The 22,408-nt window shown below is 54.7% G+C and carries 18 protein-coding genes and 1 pseudogene; 11 read left to right on the top strand and 8 right to left on the bottom strand.

From position 1 onward, the window contains the following. The first annotated feature begins 114 nt into the window (after nucleotides 1-114). Nucleotides 115-318: a hypothetical protein gene (locus AB1644_07470; protein MEW6050884.1), complete on the top strand. Its 204-nt coding sequence runs from the start codon at nucleotides 115-117 to the stop codon at nucleotides 316-318. A 208-nt stretch (nucleotides 319-526) separates the two neighbouring features. Here AB1644_07470 and AB1644_07465 read toward each other — a convergent pair whose 3' ends face one another. Further along, nucleotides 527-1,309, bottom strand: coding sequence for a hypothetical protein (locus tag AB1644_07465; GenBank protein MEW6050883.1), 783 nt, complete (start codon nucleotides 1,307-1,309; stop codon nucleotides 527-529). A gap of 76 nt (nucleotides 1,310-1,385) precedes the next feature. Here AB1644_07465 and AB1644_07460 point away from each other — a divergent pair. Beyond that, nucleotides 1,386-1,574, top strand: a pseudogene (locus tag AB1644_07460) (transposase). 56 nt (nucleotides 1,575-1,630) lie between these two features. After that, entirely contained in the window at nucleotides 1,631-2,191 is a 561-nt protein-coding gene (locus AB1644_07455) for an IS5 family transposase (GenBank protein MEW6050882.1), read from the top strand. Between the two features lie 8 nt (nucleotides 2,192-2,199). Here the strand turns inward: AB1644_07455 and AB1644_07450 are convergent, their stop codons facing one another. Further along, a complete protein-coding gene (locus AB1644_07450) occupies nucleotides 2,200-4,095 on the bottom strand; it encodes a YCF48-related protein (GenBank protein ID MEW6050881.1) in 1,896 nt (631 codons plus the stop codon). A gap of 202 nt (nucleotides 4,096-4,297) precedes the next feature. Continuing rightward, a complete protein-coding gene (locus AB1644_07445) occupies nucleotides 4,298-4,546 on the bottom strand; it encodes a hypothetical protein (protein MEW6050880.1) in 249 nt (82 codons plus the stop codon). Between the two features lie 300 nt (nucleotides 4,547-4,846). Here AB1644_07445 and AB1644_07440 point away from each other — a divergent pair, with 300 nt between their 5' ends. The 5 genes from AB1644_07440 to AB1644_07420 all read left to right on the top strand — a co-directional run bounded on the left by AB1644_07440 (nucleotide 4,847) and on the right by AB1644_07420 (nucleotide 13,966). Beyond that, nucleotides 4,847-6,079: an aminotransferase class I/II-fold pyridoxal phosphate-dependent enzyme gene (locus AB1644_07440; GenBank protein ID MEW6050879.1), complete on the top strand. Its 1,233-nt coding sequence runs from the start codon at nucleotides 4,847-4,849 to the stop codon at nucleotides 6,077-6,079. Between the two features lie 137 nt (nucleotides 6,080-6,216). After that, the gene (locus AB1644_07435) at nucleotides 6,217-7,245 is read left to right on the top strand and encodes a hypothetical protein (GenBank protein MEW6050878.1); all 1,029 of its coding nucleotides are present in this window, start codon (nucleotides 6,217-6,219) and stop codon (nucleotides 7,243-7,245) included. Between the two features lie 86 nt (nucleotides 7,246-7,331). Continuing rightward, nucleotides 7,332-8,198 (top strand): hypothetical protein, encoded by an 867-nt coding sequence (locus AB1644_07430; protein MEW6050877.1) that lies wholly within the window; start codon nucleotides 7,332-7,334, stop codon nucleotides 8,196-8,198. Nucleotides 8,199-8,333: 135 nt separating this feature from the next. Continuing rightward, nucleotides 8,334-10,487 (top strand): hypothetical protein, encoded by a 2,154-nt coding sequence (locus tag AB1644_07425; protein MEW6050876.1) that lies wholly within the window; start codon nucleotides 8,334-8,336, stop codon nucleotides 10,485-10,487. 209 nt (nucleotides 10,488-10,696) lie between these two features. Then, nucleotides 10,697-13,966 carry a T9SS type A sorting domain-containing protein gene (locus tag AB1644_07420; protein ID MEW6050875.1) on the top strand — a complete coding sequence of 1,090 codons (3,270 nt, stop codon included), beginning with the start codon at nucleotides 10,697-10,699 and terminating at the stop codon, nucleotides 13,964-13,966. Between the two features lie 117 nt (nucleotides 13,967-14,083). Here the strand turns inward: AB1644_07420 and AB1644_07415 are convergent, their stop codons facing one another. Beyond that, nucleotides 14,084-14,341, bottom strand: a complete 258-nt coding sequence (locus AB1644_07415; GenBank protein MEW6050874.1) for a FlgD immunoglobulin-like domain containing protein — start codon at nucleotides 14,339-14,341, stop codon at nucleotides 14,084-14,086. Nucleotides 14,342-14,851: 510 nt separating this feature from the next. Between AB1644_07415 and AB1644_07410 the strand changes: the two genes are divergently transcribed. The 3 genes from AB1644_07410 (at nucleotide 14,852) to AB1644_07400 (ending at nucleotide 18,144) form a co-directional block, all read left to right on the top strand. Then, nucleotides 14,852-16,195: a phosphomannomutase/phosphoglucomutase gene (locus AB1644_07410; protein ID MEW6050873.1), complete on the top strand. Its 1,344-nt coding sequence runs from the start codon at nucleotides 14,852-14,854 to the stop codon at nucleotides 16,193-16,195. Nucleotides 16,196-16,197: 2 nt separating this feature from the next. Next, a complete protein-coding gene (locus AB1644_07405; GenBank protein ID MEW6050872.1) occupies nucleotides 16,198-16,959 on the top strand; it encodes a response regulator in 762 nt (253 codons plus the stop codon). Nucleotides 16,960-17,076: 117 nt separating this feature from the next. Continuing rightward, nucleotides 17,077-18,144: a glycosyltransferase family 1 protein gene (locus AB1644_07400; protein MEW6050871.1), complete on the top strand. Its 1,068-nt coding sequence runs from the start codon at nucleotides 17,077-17,079 to the stop codon at nucleotides 18,142-18,144. Between the two features lie 4 nt (nucleotides 18,145-18,148). On the opposite strand, the gene AB1644_07395 is transcribed toward AB1644_07400, so the two are convergent. The 4 genes from AB1644_07395 to AB1644_07380 all read right to left on the bottom strand — a co-directional run bounded on the left by AB1644_07395 (nucleotide 18,149) and on the right by AB1644_07380 (nucleotide 22,356). Further along, nucleotides 18,149-19,333 carry an FprA family A-type flavoprotein gene (locus tag AB1644_07395; protein ID MEW6050870.1) on the bottom strand — a complete coding sequence of 395 codons (1,185 nt, stop codon included), beginning with the start codon at nucleotides 19,331-19,333 and terminating at the stop codon, nucleotides 18,149-18,151. 85 nt (nucleotides 19,334-19,418) lie between these two features. Then, nucleotides 19,419-20,252 carry a metal ABC transporter permease gene (locus tag AB1644_07390; GenBank protein ID MEW6050869.1) on the bottom strand — a complete coding sequence of 278 codons (834 nt, stop codon included), beginning with the start codon at nucleotides 20,250-20,252 and terminating at the stop codon, nucleotides 19,419-19,421. Nucleotides 20,253-20,254: 2 nt separating this feature from the next. Continuing rightward, the gene (locus AB1644_07385) at nucleotides 20,255-21,142 is read right to left on the bottom strand and encodes a metal ABC transporter substrate-binding protein (protein MEW6050868.1); all 888 of its coding nucleotides are present in this window, start codon (nucleotides 21,140-21,142) and stop codon (nucleotides 20,255-20,257) included. Nucleotides 21,143-21,153: 11 nt separating this feature from the next. After that, nucleotides 21,154-22,356, bottom strand: coding sequence for a hypothetical protein (locus AB1644_07380; protein ID MEW6050867.1), 1,203 nt, complete (start codon nucleotides 22,354-22,356; stop codon nucleotides 21,154-21,156). Nucleotides 22,357-22,408 lie beyond the last annotated feature (52 nt).

The following is a 22,408-nucleotide window of genomic DNA, read 5'->3' as shown; positions in this document are numbered from 1 at the left end:
TCTCAGTGTCTCAGTGGCGACATCAGCCTGAGGCTCGGGAGACAAGACAAGATCGTGACCCTCATAGGTAGTGTAGACTCTGATCAACTGACCTGTTTTTGGATCGAGCAAGACATGAAATCTCTTGGGACTGCACGCACGTACCCAATCCTTGTTCCAGGAGGGGAGGTCGAGGACTACGCTGTCGAAGGTGACTTTCCAAATTTCACGACCAATGACCTGCTGGCTCAGGAATGGGGTATTGTCGTCGGGCATGAGTTCAAGCCGTGCGACGGCTTGTTGTCTCCCGCTGTTGTCGAGCGAATCGACCAGGCGTGAAGTGAACCCCGTATATCGCACAGCCAATTCGTGTGCCTCCTGTGGAGTCTTCAGTCGGAGCACCGAGGGCGTGCTATGGGCGGTATCCTCGAGAGTGTCGGCCGCCACTTGGACTGTCGCCGATACAACAAGCAACAGGAAACAGATTTGCCGAATAATAGCTATCATTGTTCAAACCTCCATTTCGAGGAAATTCTCAGAATCTGATTCATCGCGGATGGACGTCCCAGATTAACACAGTGTTTGCATCAGCGGTATCCGCCATCCATTGGCTCCGATTCTCCCACTGGAAGGAGCTGCTCAAACGGAAAGTCACTGTGTTGTATATGCCACCAACAGATTTGGTGGTGCAATCAAATATGCGACACGGCGAAGAAGCAGTCCCGGCCATGTCGTCTTCTAGGTGCCGGACCTCACCGCCGTAGCGACTATATGAACCTCTTACTGATTGCCAGAACGGGATTGCTACGGCGGTATCGTAGGCTGAGCCATCATAGTATACTATCCAACGTTGGCTTGACAGGTCGAATTCCTCCTTAAACTCATGGATTTCTCCGTCTGGAGGAATGCCAGAATTGTTGATGTCAATCATTCGGTCGACCAAATCCCCAGCAACTCCTCTGTGGACTTCGTGAAACCGTGCTTGCCAGACAGTGTTCAATCCTGCAATTCGGTGTTTGCCGAATCCTGCCTGTGCCCAGACATAGCCATTGACACCAAGCGTGGTGTCATAACCAACCTCAAGCCAAACAAGGCTGAACGTGTATATGGTGTCGCTTGGAGTTCCGCAGAGAAATGCCCCATATTTCGTTGTAAAGTTCGCCTTTACACCAACGAGGTCTGCGCCGGAATAGTTGTTCTTCCGAATCCCGGCAAAACCGTGGTGTGCCATTTTGGTGCAGCAGTCGATCGGCCCGCCAGAAGGGAACTGCATGATTTCCACAATACCGGCGTCGTCCCCAACTGCGAATTTGCCGAGCGCCCATTTCATAACCTGACATTAGGCACAGTTTAAGCTTGTGTCATACAACGGCTTATGATACCCGGCCATTGAAAGGAGTTGTTCAATGGCCAAGGAACGGTGGCAGTTAACCGACCAGCACTGGAAACGGATAGAACCGTTATTGCCCCCACTGAAGCAGTCCCAGAGAGGAGGACGTCCCTGGGCGGATAGTCGCCAGGTGTTTGAAGGGATTCTCTGGATTCTGCGTACGGGCGCTCCCTGGGCGGATTTGCCCCAACGGTACCCCAGTCCGTCAACGTGTTGGCGTCGCTTGAAGCGCTGGGAAGAACAAGGTGTTTGGCTCAAACTATGGCGGGCCTTTCTGGCCATGTTGGACGAACGAGGCCAACTGGACTGGTCAGAAGCGTTTGTGGATGGCAGTTTTGCTCCCGCCAAAAAGGGGGCGAGAAGGTCGGCAAGACCAAAAGGGGCAAGGGGACGAAGTGGATGGTGGTGGTTGACGGCCAAGGTCTTCCTTTGGGAAACTACCTGGACTCGGCGTCCCCGGCGGAAGTCACGCTGCTCGAAAAGACCATAGCGACCATTGCCGTCCCGCGCCCAGGCCGGGGTCGTCCGCGACAGACCCCCCGACGGATTATCGCCGACAAAGGTTATGACAGCGATCCGTTGCGGAAGCGTTTGAAAGATCGGGGCATCGAGTTGATTTGCCCCTACCGGAGGAACAACCACAAGCGGAAGTATCATGATGGCCGCAAGCTGCGACGCTACAAGCGTCGATGGACCGTGGAGCGAACTTTTGCCTGGCTGGGAAATAATCGTCGCTTGGTGGTCCGCTGGGACCGCGATATTATGGTTTATGAGGCGTTTTTTCATGTCGCTTGCCTGCTCATCACGCTGAAGAGGTTATGAAATGGCTTCTACTCAATGCCGCAGGTAGTAGTGTGCAAAATCATGCCATGATCGCCAAACAGCCAGCCAAGCTTCTGATCCCAGAAGAAGATGCCATTGATGCTGTTGTTGTGCTGCGGATAAATTCGTGTCCACGTTAACGCCCTGTCGGTGCTGTAGTACATGATGGGGGGGGTACCGCCCACGTACTTATCACCAACCGCCCAGACGACCTGATCGGAGAGACACCACAGGTTGAAATAGTTAGCAACAGTAGGAATATGGCTTACTTCCCATGTGTTACCGGCATCTCGCGTGATGTAGGTAACCCCCGGAAGACCGGCAATCCAACCTAGCGAATCAGTGATAAAACGAACCTGCACGCATTGCACCGTGAGATCGTACTGCTCCGGCACGACTCCCGGATCCGGTTGCCAGGTACGGCCGCTGTCGTCGGTCCGAAGAACCAGCCGATTTCCGGCGATCCAGCCCCGGGCTGGCGAAACAAATTCTACTGACCATAGAGTGTTGGTAGTGCCAATTTCGTGTTTAGTCCAGGTTATTCCCCCATCGTTTGTACTGAGCAGCGTACCACTGCTGCCGGCTGCCCAGCCGTGCGAAGCATCAAGAAAGCGCAAGCCGAGCAGCATGGCGGCAGTACCGGACGATTGCTGAGCCCACTGTCGGCCGCCGGTAGTCGTGCTCAGTATCGTCCCGCCCGAACCAACCACCCAGCCAGTCTGATCGTCCACGAAATCGGCGTTGTACAGTGTGTTGGCCGTGCCACTCGCCTGTTCCTGCCAATGCCAACCCCGATCGGTCGTATGCAGGATGGTACCATTCTCACCGACGACCCAGCCGGTAGCATCATTGACGAAATCGCCGTCGTACAAATCACCTGTTATCCCTCGGGTCTTTCTCTGCCAAGTCTGGCCAGCATCTGTACTACGCAGTATCTGCCCGCCGTCACCGACGATCCAGCCTGTGTCAGCAGAGGGAAATGACAAACCGGTCAGCCAAGCATCGGTGCCGGTCGGTAGTATTTGCCAGATCTGGCCGCCGTCCGTGGTACTGGCCAGAAAGCCGAAATTGCCGACTATCCAGCCGTGACTTTCATCGGTGAAGACGACATCAGACAGATCGATGTCGGGCAGGGCTCGGTAGATGATCGACCAGGTAAGGCCGGCGTTGGTGGTTTTCAAAACCCAGCCAAACTGGCAGGCCACATAGCCTACCGTATCGTTGACAAACCAAACGCGTCGGAATGAGCCGGAGCCGTGGTCGCGCCGCGACCAATTCTCGCCCCCATCGGTAGTATAGCCTACCGTGCCATTCAGCCCGACCAACCAGCCGACACTGTCGTTGAGGAAATATAGACCCGTGAGGAAATTGCGCAAGCCGTTGCGATCCAGACCGATGTCTTTGGATTGCCACGTCTCTCCGCCGTCAATTGTGCGAAGGACAGTATTCCGGATGCCTACCGCCACTCCCTTCAGGGTATCGACAAACCAGACATCCCAGAGGCTTTCGGTCGTTCCGCTCTGTTGCTGCCGCCAGGTTACGCCACCGTCGTCGGTGGCTACGATCGTGCCGTCATCGCCGACTGACCAGCCGTGGCGGGCATCGCAGAAATACACCCCCCACAGATCACCAGCGGTCGACTGCTGAGTCATCCAGTGTTCGCCGCCATCAGTGGTGTGCAGAATGATCCCGAAATTGCCGACCGCCCAGCCTTCGGTCGCAGAGACAAAGTACACTTCGCGCAGCGATTTGGCGGTTGGGGAAGGGTTCTGTTCCACCCAGCCGGGCGCATCAGGATAGTCATGGCCGCCCGGCGTGATGCTTCGGTCAGAGTCACTGGTACATCCGAGCTGAATGAGTGCCAGAGAAGCAGCGATTGTGAGAACACGTGTTGATGGCGACATAACTACACCGGTTCGAGAGGCTGTTACCCGTGGCGGATATTGTATGACCTAAAAATTAATATGGCTTCCTTGACTATATATGCAAGCGTTTTCTGCACTTGCCATTGCGGACCTGCAAAATAAATAATAGCTCCGAACAATCTCGTTGACAAACGGATGCCGGATACAAATCATAATTGAATAATCGGTCAATTATTTCGTTTTATTCGATGATAGGGCCACATGGCCACTCGTCCGGCGGAAACAGTGCTTCAATCATAGAAAGATTGAGCGGGTTCGGATCGTTGATGGCATCCTCCAATGCCTTCATTGCAAGCATTGCTCGCTCAATAGGTGAAATCTGTACCGGTTCTGCTTGAGATGCTGCTGCTCTGGTACCCATTGATACCTGCAGAACAGAAACGAGAATAACTGGCCACAAGTGCGCAGTGCGGCGCCGAGCTTGATCCATTACCCCTCCTTCGAACACATTTCAATGCGCTCACAGTTTTTTTCAGCTTAATTGGGGCTCGATGGGGCGATCCCTCCGCCTCTCGGGTCCCTCACCCAAACTTGACTATATGACGCAATCAGTACCCTAAGTGTCAAATGAAATGTTGAGAGAAGTGAAGTTTTTTTGTCTGTAGCCCGATTTGTGAGTGACTTAACAGACTGGTGTTCCCTCTTGCACCTTAGCTCCATTCCCCTATATTACCGACCGCAAAACAACCGTAACTGGATATACTTAGACCACGAAAGATTCGCTGCTGCCATGCCGCTGAAACGATTTGTCAAAAATCTCACATCTGAGATCGAGATGCTCCAGGCAGGCGGAGTCGCCAAGGGGGAAGAGCTGATCGTCGTCGAAGTGATTCCACCAACGGGAGACAAAGGGGCACGGTTCAAACTTCACGGTTTTGGCGACCAGGAGTTTATCCGCATGAACTCCAACTCGTATCTCGGCATGTCGCTCCGTGAAAAAGTCATTCGGGCCGAAGAGACCGCCGCGCACAAATATGGTGTCGGGCCCGGCGCGGTACGGTTTATCAGTGGCACATACGACGTGCATGTCGAACTGGAACAACGGCTCGCTGCGTTTCATGGCCGTGAGGCGTGCATGCTCACGAGTTCGGCGTACTCCTCTGTGCTCGGTGTCATCACCAGTCTGACAACATCGGAGACAATCATCATTTCAGATGAGCTCAATCATAACTGCATTATCAACGGCATGCGGATGGCGCGTCCGAAAGACAAGAAGGTGTACAAGCATCTCAACATGTACGATCTCGAAGAGGGTATCAAAGAATCGATCGGACGCTGTGATAACCTTCTGATTATTACCGACGGCGTGTTCAGCATGCGTGGTGTGCTCGCTCCGCTTGACCAGATTTGCGCGCTGACAGACAAGTACAATCACGAGTTTCCGCGTGATATTGTCCTTATGGTAGATGACTCACACGGTGTCGGAGCACTCGGCAAGAATGGCCGCGGCACCGAGGAGCTGATGAACGCCAAAGGAGTCGATATCCTTGTTGCCACGCTGGGCAAAGCGCTGGGTGTGAACGGCGGGTATGTGGTGTCGAGCAAGGAGATCATCAGGTATCTTCGCGAGAAGTGCTCGCTGTATATCTACACTAACCCAATCACACCACCAGAAGCGGCCGCGGCGCTGGCATCGCTGGAAATTTTGCAAAGCGATGAGGGGCACAAGCTCCTGGCGCATTTGCATGCCATGACGGAGCGGTTTGAAAAGGGAATGATTGCACTTGGCTATGAAACGCTGGCGAGCCCACACCCGGTGACACCGCTGTTAGTGCGTGATACTGAGCGAACGACCCGACTTGTGAAGTTCCTTCGCGATCATGGCGTGCTTGCGACCGGGCTGAATTATCCGGTAGTGCCACGGGGGGAACAGTTGATTCGATTTCAGATCAATGCCGACCACACGGCGCACGATATCGACTACGTTTTGAACGTGCTGAAGCAGTTCGCGCAGGCGGTTTAGTCACGGCGCGTGGTATCAGCGCTCGCTTTCAACTCCCATTCATATACGCCAAATCTCTTGCATGAATAGGGGTCGTTTGGTATACTTTAGCGGGATTTCACAGACAAAGGGCATGGCTAGCTCGCATTACGGACAGCATGCATTTACCCGCCTACGATCGAGATGCACTTCGCGCATTGGTGCAGGATATTCGCGACTGGTGCGACGGGACGCCGACGAAAGGATGCTGTGAGCGTCTGTTGGCGGCCGCACTTGTAATCGTTCGTTTCCACCCGGCGCTTCACTATCGGATCGCAAGCGCAAGGGAGCGGGAGGGGGTTGAATTCGAAGCTATGGTCAAATCGCTGGTGGCACCTCTGTTCGATAAGCCGGGTGAATCAGGCAAACTGGCCAAGGGGATGGGCGAGACTGTCAAAGGGGACCTGGCAACAGTCGTGTTGTGTTTCCGGCATGCGGTGAGTCAAACGGTTGACTACGAATTGTATCATCGATGGCGGGAGACTGATCCCAACGCAGCGCGGCTTCACCGGCTGTTGCGGGAGGTTCTGCACAAAGATCCGCGCTTTCGGTGCTTTCCTTCCGTTGACGCGCAATTCGTCGGACTGGCAGACCTTCCGGATTACCGGGAGACAGCGGAACTGTGGACCTTGCCGGAGCTGTTGTCAATCGTGATGGCGCAGGCAGGTCCGCACAAGAAGCTGGCTGACCGAGTGAATGCGATTCTACAGGAAGTGGCTGCCGAGACCCGCAAACAGGCGGCGATACCGAGGGAGCTCTTGTTTCTGGCGCTGCGCGATGCGGATCGGAAGCTGGCGTTCGATATATACGCTGAACAGAACGACACGCCGACTGAAAACATCAAGCTCAAGTTGGCGGCCAGGGAGGCGGCAGGGAAGGTCATGGTTGAACTGCCTTCGCACCTTCAAAAGCTCAACGATGAGACCGGGGGAGACACAAGATTATCGCATATTTTCACAAAGGCTGTCGAACGGCTGCTTGCCGACCTGGTCGAGACAGGGGACCACAGTTGCTACTGGCACTATCTCCAGGAATTTGTGCCTGGGCTGACTGGAGAATCCTACCGGCTGGAATATCGCAGATTCGATGACGTAGCCCTGTGGGCCAAGGGCCGTTTTTCTGAAATTTTGCGCGAATTTTACGGTTAATCCGGCGGCAAAGGTGTCGGATCGTCACTATAGTAATATGAGGACAGCAGGGAACGGCACTTGGGGCAAGGGAGACGGCACAGGGCGTGGAACCGGCCAACGCCGAACGTGAGGATGAGCGGATGCGCAAGGACCTGAGTCAAATGAACGGATCGACCTGCCCTACGAGCGATGATTGGGTACGGTATCTGCTCGACGAAAAAACAGCCGGCGCTACGGCATCAGATGATCATCTGCAACACTGCCCGAATTGTCGGTTTGTTGTGGCTCACCTCCTGAACGAACTGTCAGCGGTGGCTGAATCGTACCGGGCTGTCGGAACCGCGCGCGTGGTTCACCTCAGACATTGGCAGGACCCGCGCGAGGCCGGCGATATGAGCCTCCGATTAGCCGCGAAGGCGGAGGCTGAGTCACGGCCGCCGGTCGCGGTTACGCTCGCGTCGGATGACCAGCAACTAATCCTCAAAGCAGTGCGCGATGTTCGCACGGGTGAAATCTGGTTGTTCCTGGTCCACGAGGATCCCGCTATGTATCGAAACGTGCTGGTTCGTCCGTTTGGTCTGGAGCGCGAGTTTCTCACCGATCCGGAGGGGCGAATCAATCTGGGCAAAGCCGAATGGCCGGCGCCCGACATGTACACGGCCGAAGTGCGCCTGCCGCTGGCCCTGTTTACGCTCACGCCGCTGCAATGGCGCGAAGAAGAGAAGAGCGCCACACTCACCGCCGCCAACGGTGACCAGATCCGGGTGGTGCTGACGGAGTCGGAGCGGACGAAACGGGTGGAGATAGAGATCCTGAATCTGACCGGATTGACGGGCGATACTCCGATACGGGTGGCGGTGCGCGAGGGGAGCAGTGCCGATATAGTGCTGCTGAGTACGAGCCGTCCGCAACGGGCCGCCGTGGAGAATGTCAAAGCCGTGGAGCCGATTGAGATTTTCTTGTTTCAGTAGGGGGTGCAGTGATGCGGGGGTCGTCGATGTGCGAGAATTGCTCAAATCCTTGGTCAGAATATTGGGACTCTAGTGCGCGCATGCCGGGGCTTGTTGAAAATGCCTCGATTCCAGTCATCCCTGAAAGAGTGGCCTATGATCTCCTTTCTTGAAATGGAAAGTGATGCCAACCGGCTCCGTCGCTCGCTTCACAACGAACAGATTCCCGCAGAATTGCGGCTCCTCCTTGGCTTGGCTTTTTTCGAGAAGTATCAGTCCTCCACGTCGCGGGCGTTGGAACCGTACCTACGGGAATTCCTGCCGCTGCTGGTTCCGTTTGCAGGTAAATCCAGGCCGCATGAGTTTTTGCCGGATGAAATTTCGCTTCTCGCCGTGTTTCTTGATCTGCTCAAGGCACAACCGACATCAATTGTCGCACCCAGTGACGTGGAACCGTTCATACGTCTCGGTGCGTTGATAGAAAGCACCTACAGTGCGATCGCCGCGCCACTCGAAACACAGGAGCGTGCAGATCATGCATCCGCGGTGAATGTCAATTGCCTGTTCGTGGAGGACTATCCGGAGTCCGAAACAGCGCTGGCTCCTCGCGGGAGAATTCTGACGCTGGCGGTCTCGGCCCTGCCGTTGACCGGCAGGAAGCGGGGCGAGGACGACGTGGTGGTCAAGAACCCCACGGAAAAGCCGGACGACCGTTTTCTGGCGCAGGCGCGCGACTCGGTTCAGGCCGCACGGCAGTATCTCTTGGACCACTATGGTCTTCCGTTCAAGAAGCACTATCAGTTTACGTTCGAGGTAAACTCTAGCGGCGCGCGATTCACCGGCGATTCGCTCGGCGTGGCGTTTGCGGTGGGCGCAATTGTGGCGGTCGAGAAAGTGGAGCTGTTTCGCGAGCGTCTGAGCGTGCCCCCGCAGGCATCGTTCACTGGTGCGCTTTCGGCCGGAGGGAAATTGTCGCCGATCGACGGTGGGGGACTGAGGCTGAAAATCAAGCGGGCGTTCTACTCGCATCTTAAGTTTCTGGTAATACCCCGCGCACATATCAGCGAGGCGTGGCAGTATCTGAAGGAGCTTGAAGCAGTGTTGCCCGGCAGGAAACTGGAGCTGGTAGGGGCTGACGACTTGGCGAGTGTCGCGGACGACCAGCGGTTGATCCGTCGGAAGCCCCGCAATCCGTTCTGGTATATTCTTCGAAAGTTGTTCCGCAAGGGTCGCACGGTGTGGGTGGAAGTTCCGGTGCTGGTGGTGCTGGCGGGGGTGCTTGTCTATATTGTGGGACAACCGTTTGACAGGAATCCAGCACAAGCTTCGGTCAACATGAAAACTAATATAGTCACAGTTCTCAACGCTCAGGGGGATAAACTGTGGACGATCGAGCCGAAGTGCAAGATACGGGACAGCATGGTCCAGATCGCCTTGATCCAATTCGCGAATCTCGATACCACCACGAAGGCCGACGAGGTCCTGTTCATGCCTGCATCAGAGCAGAATTGTGAGGAAAGGAATCGGTTCTACTGTTATTCAAGCGAAGGTGAACTGATGTTCTGGCGTGACTGTTTTGTCCTCAACCAGTATCCCAATGATACGGCCGGTGTCCAATATGACAGTGAAGACCTGAATGTCTTTCGGGTCGACGGCAAGCCGGTAATCGTCACCAATGTCTTCGCCAGCACGCCGGCCAGATCGCATATGCGGTTTTGGAGTGCGAATGGGGACTCGCTGGGATGGTATATCAACGCGGGGTGCAGTCGGCCGATCCTTGCAAAGGACCACGATAGCGACGGACGCGACGAGATTCTTGCCTTGTGCTACAATAATCGCCTCAATAGGACGTCATTTCTCGCAATAAAGCCCGATTCCGCATACGGTTGTTCGCCGCCTTATGAGGATTCTGAAATGGACCTGACCTGGGTTAAGCACGGCAGCCAGGATGTGTATGTGTCGTTTCCGTTTACCGAAGTTGGTGATTCTATTTCGCCTTTACCCTATAATCAGCCAAGTCCGATGGGTATTGTTACAACGGACTCATCACTGCTTGTTGCGCATGTAGCCGAGTGTTTCTGGCGAGGTGTTACCGCGGAGATTTTGTACTATTTGGATGAGCATTTCCGTGTCGTGATGGCCGTTCCTAACGACACGTTTGAGAAGGTGCGTGAGGATCTTCGAAGTGGTGGAAAACTACGATCGCCTGCATTACTCCCTGACTACATGGGGATGGTGCACGACGCGGTGGCATACTGGACCGATTCCGGGTGGGTGACCGAGGGGGAATTGCGAGCAGCGGGGCGGTAACACTCTAAGCCCGTCATTCTGAGGAGGTTATGCCTTTGGCATGACCGACGTGAGAATCGCTCGGGGGAATTCTTCACAATTCTGTAAAAAAATCTGCGATCTGCTCCGGCAAACCTGAGCCATTGCCACTATTCCTTTATATAGAGAACCCAGGCGGTCACACCGTGGCCGCCAAGGAAAACGTCTTACCCAATTAAAGGAGGTGTGCGATGGCACACGGGTATGTAATGCTGCGCAAAGGGCTTATGGCCCTCTTGTTCATACTCCTTGCCTGTTTCGGCGGGAGTGTGAGCGGTCAGGTTTCTTACGGAACTCCCGCCAAGCTTGCGGGTGCAAATGATCCGACTGCATTTGAGACGGAGTCGAGATGGACACCGGACGGACAGTATCTGCTCTTCTCTTCCAACCTGTATGGGAACTTCGACATTTTTCGGGTTCCTGCAGAAGGGGGGACACCAGAACGACTCACGGATGCTCCTGCCCATGAATCCGAGCCTGTTCTCAGTTCGGATAACTGGCTGTATTACACGGTAAGAGCGGAGCCGAGAATCTACCGCAAACGAATTGGCTCCGCAACGAGTGAGTTTGTTGTCACTGGTTCCGATCCGCAGCTATCACCTGATGGAACCTTTCTCATCTATTACCTCGGCGACTACTTGTACCGTTTCAACCTGTTGACTAGAACGAATGCTCCACTGAACATCAGAGGCGCACACCCACGGCTTTCAAAAGATGGTCTGTTAGTTGCGTACGAGAGCTACAGCAATTACGGCGTGTGGGTGGCGAGCGCAGTTGATGGTTCAGGAAAGCGCCAAGTATCAACTCGGATCAACAATTCAAATGATGGCGGTGGCGGTCTGGACTGGTCTCCAAACCAGTGCCAGAAGCTGGTCTTCTTTGGTGCGCCAAGTTTTGCCCCGCCGTGTGGACAAGGTGATCTATGGACCATAAATCTCGATCGCAGCTCTCCGCAGCAAATCACTTTTGGCAAGGGGGCTACGTGGCCCTCATGGTCAGAGGATGGCACGAAGATCGCTTTCAGTTCTTGTTCGGACGGGGATATCTACTTGATGGACGTGAGCGGGTGCGGGGGGGTGGCTTACTCCAAACTATCCCTGGTTGGAAACAGCGAACTACCGACCGGTGCTACCTGCGGTGTTCCGCAAGACCTCTCGTTTGTGGTCAGAAACATTGGCGATGCGTGGTCATCCCCAGTTGACGTCGTGTGTTCGTTGTTTGTATTGGACAGATGTGATCAGGGGGTCGTAAACTCATTCTGGTGCAAGATATGGGGGCTAGGCGAATCGATTGTCAGAGAAACACACACGTCGACACTGCGCATCCCCGCTATTGGCCCCAGCGGTCGAGAAGGTCGAGTAAGTTGGTCGAGCCCAATTACCTTCGTATCGCCGCATTACACTGACCAAATATATTTGAAACTTTCTTCAACTGACGGAACCACACCGATTGACGGAAGCGATCAGATTTCTATAGACAACTACTTCACAAACTTCACCGTTGCCACGAACCCAGATGCTCTCTCAAACTGTGCCTTCGAACTTATCAGTATAGTAGCCACGGGGTTGGACGAGGCAAAGGGGGCGATGGCTATGCTTGGAATGACAGCAGATGCACTGTCTCGATTTGACGAATGTATATTAACACTGCAGTCAGAAGGGGCCTGTGCCCTTGACCAGAGCCTGAGTGCGGAAGAAAGGGGCAACTGTGTATTCAGAGCACTCACTTCGGCGATGGGTTGCGTAAATGACAATGTCGGCGACTATATCAATCAACACAATTGGCGATGGGATAGATCACTGCAGGCTCTGGGCGTGGTCTTGGGTGTGATTAGTTCAGTGCAAACGGAATTCCTTGAGAATGCTGGATGTGCCTCTGTCTTTGTAGATGGATGTGTTGCTCTGCGTCAGTATTCCATGTTGCCATTACGTCAGTATATTCCTGGTGGTGGGATAGGGCTTCTCTTGTGCTCCCCAATGGACTTGCAGGCGGTAGACGATAGAGGCAACTCCAATATCGTTTACCTCGATGGGAGTGTCGTTACTCAAACGCCATATGCATCGGGCACCATGCTCGATCACTCCAAAGCCTTGGTACTACCTCCCAGTTCCGCTTATCAAATAAGCTTACTCGGTCGCGAGAGTGGGATGTTTTCGTTTTCAATGTTCCTACCTATGCACGACGCCCAAACGGTAGAAGTCCGATATGAAAACATAGAGTGCACTCCTACTACCACCGCGACACTTAACGACATAGCGGCCGGATCGCAGAATTTTGTAATGGAGATTGACCGTGATGGAGATAGTCACATAGATACGCGGCTTCTTCCCACGTCGACCAGTGACAGTGCACACATTCAGATTTCGGTAACTATTGAAGCTGACTTCTCAGCAACGGGGGTCGCAGTGGATGTTTACGACGCTCGAGATTCACTTGTTGTACAACTCTTCACAGATGCCGACAGGCTCGACCAGACCGGCAAGCTGATGGCCGGCGAGTATCATGTCGCCGTAATTCCACCTCTCGGATTCACCTGTGACACTTCGATCAAGACCGTCGTTGTCGACGGAAGTAGTGACGTGGTCGATGTGAACTTCACGCTAGTTCCTGCGCAAATCACATCTGTGCCCCGGTCGCGTGGCTTTTGGGGGATGCAGTTGCAGAAGGCGCTCTGGAATAAGCCGGAGCAGTACACCCGCGCTGACTTCTCGCGCTTCGCGAGTTTGATTGGCCAGCATTTCAATGACAATAGATTGAATTCTGTTGAAATCTACACCGTGCCGCAACCGGCAACGCAAAACGATAGTTTGCTTGCGCTCAAGGATTTGCTGCCGCTCTGGCCGGTCGTCACCGAGGAACCGTTTGTCAAGCGTTTGGCTAAAGCCGAACTTGTGGCGTTGATGCTGAATGTTGCAGCGTGTAAGATCAGCCAAACACAGGCGATCACTAAAGACAGCATGACTGTCAGTCAGGCCATCACCTATTGCGACATGTTGATTAACGAGCCTGGAACGGAAGTGCTGTGGCTGCCGGATAGCTGGATGCCCGAGTATGATCACTACGGTCCCCTGCGCTCGTACATCGGGGCCAACCTGATTGGAGGCTTTATCAACTACGGTAAAATGTTGCCCGCAGGCAGCATTCCTTCGGATATAGAGAACATTGCCTATAAGCACGAGAGCGAAGAGAAACTCCCAGGCTTGTTCACCCTCTTCCAGAACTACCCCAACCCGTTCAATCCGAGTACCGACATATCGTTTGATCTGCCGGTGGCGGCGGAGGTGCGGCTGGAGTTGTTCAACGTGCTTGGGCAGAGAGTGGCGGCGCTGCTCGATCAGACGTTGGAGGCGGGGCACCATGCCATTCGGTGGGATGGCGCAGAGGCAGCCAGTGGCGTGTACCTGTATCGTCTGCAAGCGGGGGAGTTTGTGGAGACGAGGAAGATGTTGTTGTTGAAGTAGGCAAGGAGAGTGTCAGGTCACACCGTCCGCCTGTGGCGGACGGCAGGACCTGACACAACGGGACAACAGTGAGGTCGGGTTTCTCGGTCGAAGCGACCTCGGAACCCGACCTTCGATTTACTTCATGGCGATTGTATTTATCTGCTCGTATCCATTCGCCCGCATCCGGAAGATGTAGGTGCCACGAGGGACCGGGCGGCCGAAAGAGTCGGCACCGTTCCAAAGTACGGTGTGATGTCCGGCCGGCTGCTCGCCGCGCGACAAGTCGGCGACCCATTGGCCCATCACGTTGAATACCGAAATATCGACACTGGATGTCTTCGGGAGACTGTACTCGATTCGAACCGATCGGTTGGTCGGGTAGTTGTAGGTCAAGACCCCATCAGGGGACCAACCCGGGGTTGGGGTCTTGACATCTCCCGCCTCCGATGCTCCCGAATTGTCAAAACCCCCTCCCCCATAGATCCTCTGTTGGGGTTTTGACCTACAAACTGGAATGGCCGAATCTTCCATGTCAGGTTTCTCGTCCGAAGCGGACTTCGGAACCCAACCTACCACGCTATGGATCCGCGCTTGAAAGAAATCTGACGGATACCCGGAGACCAAAAGGGCCAAACTTACAATGAAAACAGTCATAGTAGCAGGCAGGGCGTACCTTCTCATCGATTACTCCTTTGAGGGGGGAAAATGCTCGATACCCTTAGTATCGGCATACGGAAAACCAGACTTTGTACGAAAAAGACGAAGCCGCAAACTCGTTGATGGTCGGGGACTTAAGCGAAGGTTTTAAGTTGCGTTTGGCCGCCGAATGTACTATAGGGGAATCGACAGGAGGAGCCGATACTGGCGGAAAAGGTCAGTGAGGAATTGAAGGACACCATACCCATGCCCGTAGATCCATCTATATTCAAGGCATACGATATTCGCGGAACTTACCCAAGACAGTTGAATGGTCAGGTGGCGTACCAGATTGGCGCCGCGCTGGCCGGCTATCTCGAGTGCAGAACGATTGCGGTTGGGCGGGACATGCGCCTTTCATCCGACGAGCTACTGGAACAACTCATTCGGGGAATCAATGACAGCGGCGTTGACGTTATCGACCTCGGACTTATCTCCACCGATGCGCTCTATTTTGCAGTGGGGAAGTTCGGCTACGACGGCGGTGTCATGATAACGGCGAGTCATAATCCAAAAGAGTACAACGGCTTCAAGATATGCCGCAAGAACGCCGAGCCGCTTTCCGGTTCGGAAGGTCTGAATCAGATGTTACAGGCGATTCAGGAGGGGACTTGGCTTCGCGAAGCATCGACAAAAGGGATGGTGGTTCGCCGGGATATCAGCGAGGAATACGCCAGGCATTGTCTGTCGTTTATCGATGTTACCAAAGTGAAGCCGTATTCTATCGTTATCGATGCCGGTAACGGCATGGCGGGAGCAACACTGCCGCCGGTACTCAAGCATCTGCCGGTCAAAGTTACGCGTCTGTTTTTTGAACTTGACGGGAGTTTCCCGAATCATCCGGCGTCACCCATTGAACTGGAGAATCTGCGGGACCTTCAGAAGAAAATCGCCGAGACAAAGGCTGATTTTGGTGTGGCATTTGATGGCGATGCTGACCGGATGTTCCTTGTAGATAAGGATGGTCGCCAGTTGGGCGGCGATATGGTGACGGCGCTGGTGGCCAAGTCGCTGTTAAGTAAACATCCCCGGGAAACGATCCTCTACAATCTCATCTGCTCGCGGGCGGTACCAGAGTTGGTCACCCGACTGGGGGGCAATGCGATTCGCACGCGGGTCGGTCATGCGCTGATCAAGCCGCTCATGAAAAAGAACAATGCCATCTTTGGCGGCGAGCATTCCGGACACTTCTATTTCCGCGACAACTGGTTCGCCGACTCCGGATTGATCGCGTTCCTCGTCTGTCTTGAGCTCATTTCCGTTGAGGGAACACCTCTGCATGAAATGGTACAGGTGATCGACCCATATTTCCGCTCCGGCGAGATCAACAGCCGGGTGGAATCAATTCCCGTTAAGATACAACAGGTGACAGAGTCCTATGCGTCGGGTAAACAGGACACCATCGACGGGCTCACGGTCCAGTTCGATGACTGGTGGTTTAACCTGAGACCATCGAACACCGAGCCATTGCTGCGACTTAATATCGAGGCCAACAGCCGGAAGTTGCTGGAGGCGAAAACAAAGGAACTCCTAAAGATCATTCGGTCGTGATTATGACGAACGGTTCCAAAGCCCACGTGCTCGTTGTCGACGACGATCTCAACCTGCTGAATCTGCTGGTCGATACGCTACAGGCGCTGGGGTACAGGACAACAGCGGCGCACGGCGGTGTGAAGGCGCTGGAGTTGCTCAAAGAACAGGTGTTCGAATTGATGGTGACCGATATCAAGATGCCGGACCTTGACGGTATCCAATTACTTAAACGCGTGCGCCGTCACTACCCGGAGATGCCGGTGTTGTTCATCAGCGGTTTTGCTACTCCCCAGATGATCGGGCAGGCATCGCCCGACGGCTTCCTGGCCAAGCCGTTCCGCATTTCACACATTGAGGCGCTTATCGAAGCCACTCTTGAGCGCAAGCGGCAGCCGCAGACTCGTTCCCTGCGAACCGTTCTCGTGATCGAGCGTGATGCCGAGTTCCGAACCAGTCTCATCGAGGCGCTCAGTTTTGGCCATTACGTGCCGTTTGCTGCTGAGGATGGTCCGCAGGCACTCGACCAGTTGGACAAAGGTCGCTTCGATGCGGTCATTGCCGAGTTTAACATGCCGTCGCTCGATGGACTGGAGTTGACGCGCCGAGTGAAGGAAAAGTCCCCCGCCACGCCGGTCATTCTTATCGGCTCCGAACAACTGGCCGTTGCGATGGCCGGTCAGAGTGCGCCGTTCGACAGCTATCTACAGAAGCCATTCAATGCCGGGGCAGTGATCGAACTGCTCAACCACCTCGCGCCGGCTGCCGGTCCCGCCAAGAATTGACCCGCACGCACCATCGGATGTCAAAAGCCAAGCCCGTATGTAAATCCGTTATCGGGTAATGACCGACAGCTTTGCGAATCTCTTGACATTTGAGGATGCATCGAACTTCGTTAACCGATGATCAGTGTTGCATACGAGGTAACGTCGCTGGCAGTGTCCCCCTATGGCGGGATAGCCCGGGCGTGCTATCACACGCTGCAACTGGCAGGCAGTCATCCAGGTTTGTCATCATTGGCGCTGTACAGACACGGCCATCCAGACAACCTGAAAGAGACATCCGTCCCGAGCAGGCGCAGCACGATTCTTAGCTGCATCAGCTCTCCGACGTACGATATCGTGCATGCGTTGTGTCACCGATTGCCGCCGGTGCGGAGCCGCAAGACCATCTACACCGTTCACGATGTCTGGTCGCTTGAAACCAATGAATATCAGGGTGAATCATATCAGAAGAAGCTGGCAAAACGGATGAAGCGCGATATTGCGCGCTCCGACATGATAGTCACGGACAGCGAATGGACCCGGCAGCGGCTGGTCGCGCTGGGATTGGCCGAGGCCGGCACTTGTCACGCCGTACCGCTCGGTGTGGTGATCCCGCCAACAGTTCAGCCGACCGAGCTCAGCGAACCGGTTCGACAGGTTCTTTCATTGCGCTATGTGCTGTTCGTGGGGCGGATCGAGAACAGGAAGAACCTCGGCCATGTTGTCGATGCGGTACGGAGCGTGCCGAATCTTTCGCTGGTCGTTGTGGGGGAGCCAGGGTTTGGCTACGATGAAATCGTTGCGCGGCATTTTGTGCGCATCCCCTCGGATCGTCTCATGCGATTCGCGCGTCTGTCGCCATCCGACCTTACCGCCCTATACCATCACGCAGTCGGCACGCTGTTGCCTTCGTGGGAGGAAGGGTTCGGCATGCCGGTGCTGGAAGCAATGGCGGCCGGATCACCGGTGATTACGTCCAATCGGTCGGCCTGCGCCGAAGTCGCCGGCGATGCTGCGACTTTGGTGGACTCGGACGCACCGGCTCAGAGCGTGGCAGCACTCACGCGCCTTTTGGAAGACGAACCGTATCGGAGTGAGATGATCGAGAAGGGGAGGGAGCGGTCCCAAATGTTTTCATGGGAACGGTACATGCAAGGACTGCTGACTCTCTACAATAGAGTGCTGTCGACCGGCGGCAAATCATGAGCGATCACCCGTGGAAGAACCTGGCCAGTTCGTTGGCGTACCCTCTCAGATTCGCCATTTCCTCATCCGACGGGATCAACCGTGCGCGATATGGTTCCGGGTACACTCTGAGTTTTAAGCCCGCCAGACGGTCCTGAACCAGCTTCGGTCCCTCGCCGCCCCAACCATAGGAGCCGAACACGGCCGCTTTTTTGCCCACATTGTACACAGTGGCGAAAAGTCCCACCAGATCCCAGACCGGTTTGGGGGCATCGCCGTTGAAGGTCGGGGTTCCGATCACAACTGCGCTGCTGGATTCGATCAGATCCCGCGCCAGTTTCTCTTCGATCTCCACCATATCGATAAGTGAGACCTGAAAGGACTGCGCGGTCAGTTCATCTCCCAACAGATCGGCCATCTCTTTAGTGTTGCCATAGTTGCTGGCATAAAACACGGTGACACGCGCCGCTCCGGCCGTCCGGTCCGCCGTCCATTCTTTGTACAGATCGATCCACTTGCGGGGATTGGAGCGGAGGATCGGCCCGTGCGAGGCTGCGATCATGGCGATATCGAGACTATCCAGTTTCGGCAGATTCCTCCTGATATGCCCGGCGAACGGCCGCATGATACAATCATAATAATAGTGGAATTCATGCCCCAGGTTGTGGGTCAACTCGTCGGAGTGAAGCGACTCACCGGCAAGATGCGAAGCGAATCCATCGCATGAGAACAGGATCTTGTCCTCCGGCAGATACTCCATCATGGTGTCGGGCCAGTGCATGTACGGCATCAGTTTGAACAGGAGCTTCCTGCCGCCAAGGTTCAGCACTTGGTCGTCCTTTACGACTTCGATCTGGATTGTCCGGTTGACGGTAGCCTTCACGAATGGCACGGCCGCACCGGAGCAATATATTTTCACGCGTGGATTTCTCTGCAGCAGTTCCGCAATGGCGCCGGCGTGGTCCGGCTCGGTGTGGTTGACAATCAGATAATCAATCGATTCGATCGCGGCCACCTGGGCCAGGTTGGCGAAAAACTCGTCGGTGAACTCCTTCTTGACGGTGTCAATCAGAGCGGTCTTCTCGCCTTTGATGAGATAGGAGTTGTATGTGGTGCCGAACTCAGTCGGCATGATGATATCAAAGAGGCGAAGTCCCGGGTCATTCACGCCGACCCAGTAGACGTCTTCGGCTATGGAAACAGAACTCATCGACAGGTACTCCAATTCGACACGGGACCACCACGGTCACGAATGCACTTACTGAATATAACCCAGTGTGCGTACGGCACAAGGCTCACGTCGGCTTTGTCCGAAGCAGTTTTCGGGTCAATGCCGCCAGTATCAGCAGGGCAATCAATGCCACCATAATGGAGGGGGAGGTGGGGAGGTCTAAAGAGAGTGACCCAAGAATACCAAGGATCGCCCCAACTCCCGCCACCGTCCATCCAAGTGCGAGCCGCTTCCCCTTGCTACTGGTGACCAGCAGAGCAATCACTGGTGGAATAACCAGCAGGGAGAACACCATAAGCACACCAGCCAGATGCACTGAGGAGGTCACCACCAGTCCAAACGAGGCGTAGAAGAGGAAGTCCCACAGGGTAGTATGCACCCCTTGGGAGGATGCCTTCTGCCGGCTTTCGGAGATCAGGAAAAATTTGTCACGAAACAGGTAGTGAAACAATCCGACTGCCGAGTAGAGACACGACACGAAGATCAGTTCGCGCGGCGAACAACTGAGGATCGAACCGTTGGTGATCTCGGCGATCACCTCGGTACCGTCGGGCAGATGAGCCAGGAAGAGGATCGCCAAGGCTGCGAATCCGGCATAGATGATCCCGATGAAGGCTTCCTGCGGGATCAATTCATTGCGGTCGCGTGAGATCGAAACCAGCAGAGCGCCGAGCATGGTGAAGGCAAGCGCGATGAGATATGATACATAGGAGTGTTCTCTCACGCCGAGGAAAATGGCCGCCACATATCCGAAAGCGGCTGCCTGCGCTAGTGAGAGGTCAACGAAGATGACCCCTCGGCTGACAACGTGAAAACCCAAATAGGCGTGTATTCCCGCGAGAATCAGCGCCACGGTGATGCCGATCTCGACAAATGGCTGTTGCAACAATTCCAGCATGGTTATCCTGCGGCCTTCTCAAGAATGGCGATCAGACTGTCAAACAGCGCCAAGTAATCCCTGGCCTCTGGCGTACCTCCGACCGATGAAGGCGCCTCATACACGGTGGCGCCAGTTTGTCGGGCGATTGCTTCCGGGGTCCGGGCCGAATAGTACGGTTCGCGGAGAATTGCCTTAATGTGCCGAGCCTTGATCAGGTCGATCAGTTCACTGTTGTGTGAAGCGGTTGGTTCTATTCCCGGTTTCGGCTCGATATACCCCGCCACAGTTACTCCAAAAGCGTTCGCGAAATAAACAAACGTGCTGTGGTACGAGATGAACTCGGTCCCTTTGAAGGACGCGGCTTTCATTTGCCATTCGTCCCATTTCTTGTCGATCTGAACGTCGAAAGCGTCGCGGTTCGCCCGGTAGGTTGCCGCATTCGATGGGTCGGCCGTGCAGAGACCGTCAGTAATATTCTCTGCGATGATCTTGCCGTTGCGTGGATCAAGCCAGTAGTGCGGGTTCCCTTCGGGGTGAATGTCCCCCATGAGCGCTGTGACTCTCTCGGTCGGCTTATCGAGCACGGTGATGCCTTTGGAGCAATCGACTACGACCAGTTTACCGTTGCGGGCGCCATCGATCACACTCTGCGCCCACTGGTCAAGCATCAATCCGTTCTTCAGATAGATGTCTGCTTTTGAGACCTTATACATGTAGCTCGGCAAAACCTCAACAAAGTGCAGATTCGATCTCCCCTGCCCGATAGCGGTGACATCGACCAGTTCCTTTCCGACGAACGTCGCGATGGACGCCAGGTCCGACGATGACGCCACGATTTTCACTTTGGCATTTGCAATGCCGGCAATGAAGAGTGCCAGGAGGATAAGGACTATACATATTCTTTTCATGATCGTTCTCCTCAAAAGTCATGCGGTTTGTGCGGACCGAGTGAAAACAGCATCTGCGCTATCAGCGTGAACTCGCTCTTTTTGGAAGTCTCGCTTGGATCGACAAGCAGCTTCGAATCGTTGATCGAGTAGGACACCCAGCGGCCCGCCAGACGGAACAGCGTCGTTTCTTCCAGCAATGAAAAACCGGTGAAGATGGTTATCGCGGTGCTGGCGTTCTTTTCGTCGAAGGCGGCCAACTCAGTATTGAAACGACTGGCGGGAATATTCTGTTCGTAGTCGTCCTCGCCGTTATCGTAAATTCCTGGGACACGGTCGAATGCCACGCCAATATTGTACCGCTTGCGAAACCGCAGATCGGCATACGCGAACGCCCCCCAATTGGAGCGGGTCTCAAATTGGTCGGTGAACAGGTCACGCTTGTTGAAGATAGCCTCGCCTTGAAGAGTCAGGTTGGTATAGTCGTTCCATCTGATTTTGTACTTGGCGTCAACCGCCGCCATCTTGGCATACAGATTTCGAAAGCCGCTCGTGCTGTCGCCTGTCCCATTAGCTCCCTGACCCTTGTATCTGCCGAACATTCCGGACACACCGATATCCATATTCCCCTTCTGTCCGACCGGCGTGAAGATGCTGAAACGTCCCGTAAAGACGGGCGTTTCCGTGTACCGGCCGTCAAGGGGGTCTTCCGGCGGCTCCTCCGATTCGAATATCTTCCCTTTCAGGGCGCTGAGCGAAAGCTTGCTGTAGAACGGTGTGGGCAAAACCATGTTCAGGTTGATACCCTGATCTTTCCAGCCATCACCTCCGAGAAACACTCGGTGAACTAGCGGTCGATCGATGAAGGGATAGGCGTGAGTGTGTGAAATATTGAGCTTCCCGAAATCGATGAGCCATTGTCCGGCCCTGAATTCAGATTTCAACGGAAGTCCCTGGAAAACCGTCGCGTAGGCCTCTTCGATTTCAAAGCCATCTCCCGGCGACGACACGGTGATCCAACCCTTGGCATACGGATTCAGATAGCCGGCGATCACCACTTCGAGTTCGTCGAATTTCATGTTCAGATTTCCGTTCCGGGGTGATTTGCTGCCCAAAGAATCGGTCCAGTTGCCGGTGAATGCCCGGAAATCACCGATCGCCGAGATATCGGGTTGCACTAATGCAAGCGATACACCGGCGGACAGAAGTACAGTCGTAAACACGAGTATTCTCATTCACGTTCTCCTATGCACATACGGACCGAAGCGGCAGTTGCCGCTGTGGTTC

It is taken from the genome of Candidatus Zixiibacteriota bacterium (genome assembly GCA_040753875.1).
Lineage (GTDB): Bacteria > Zixibacteria > MSB-5A5 > GN15 > FEB-12 > DATKJY01.
Note: the sequence above shows the minus strand (reverse complement) of the source record. Positions and strands in the feature narration are given on the sequence as shown.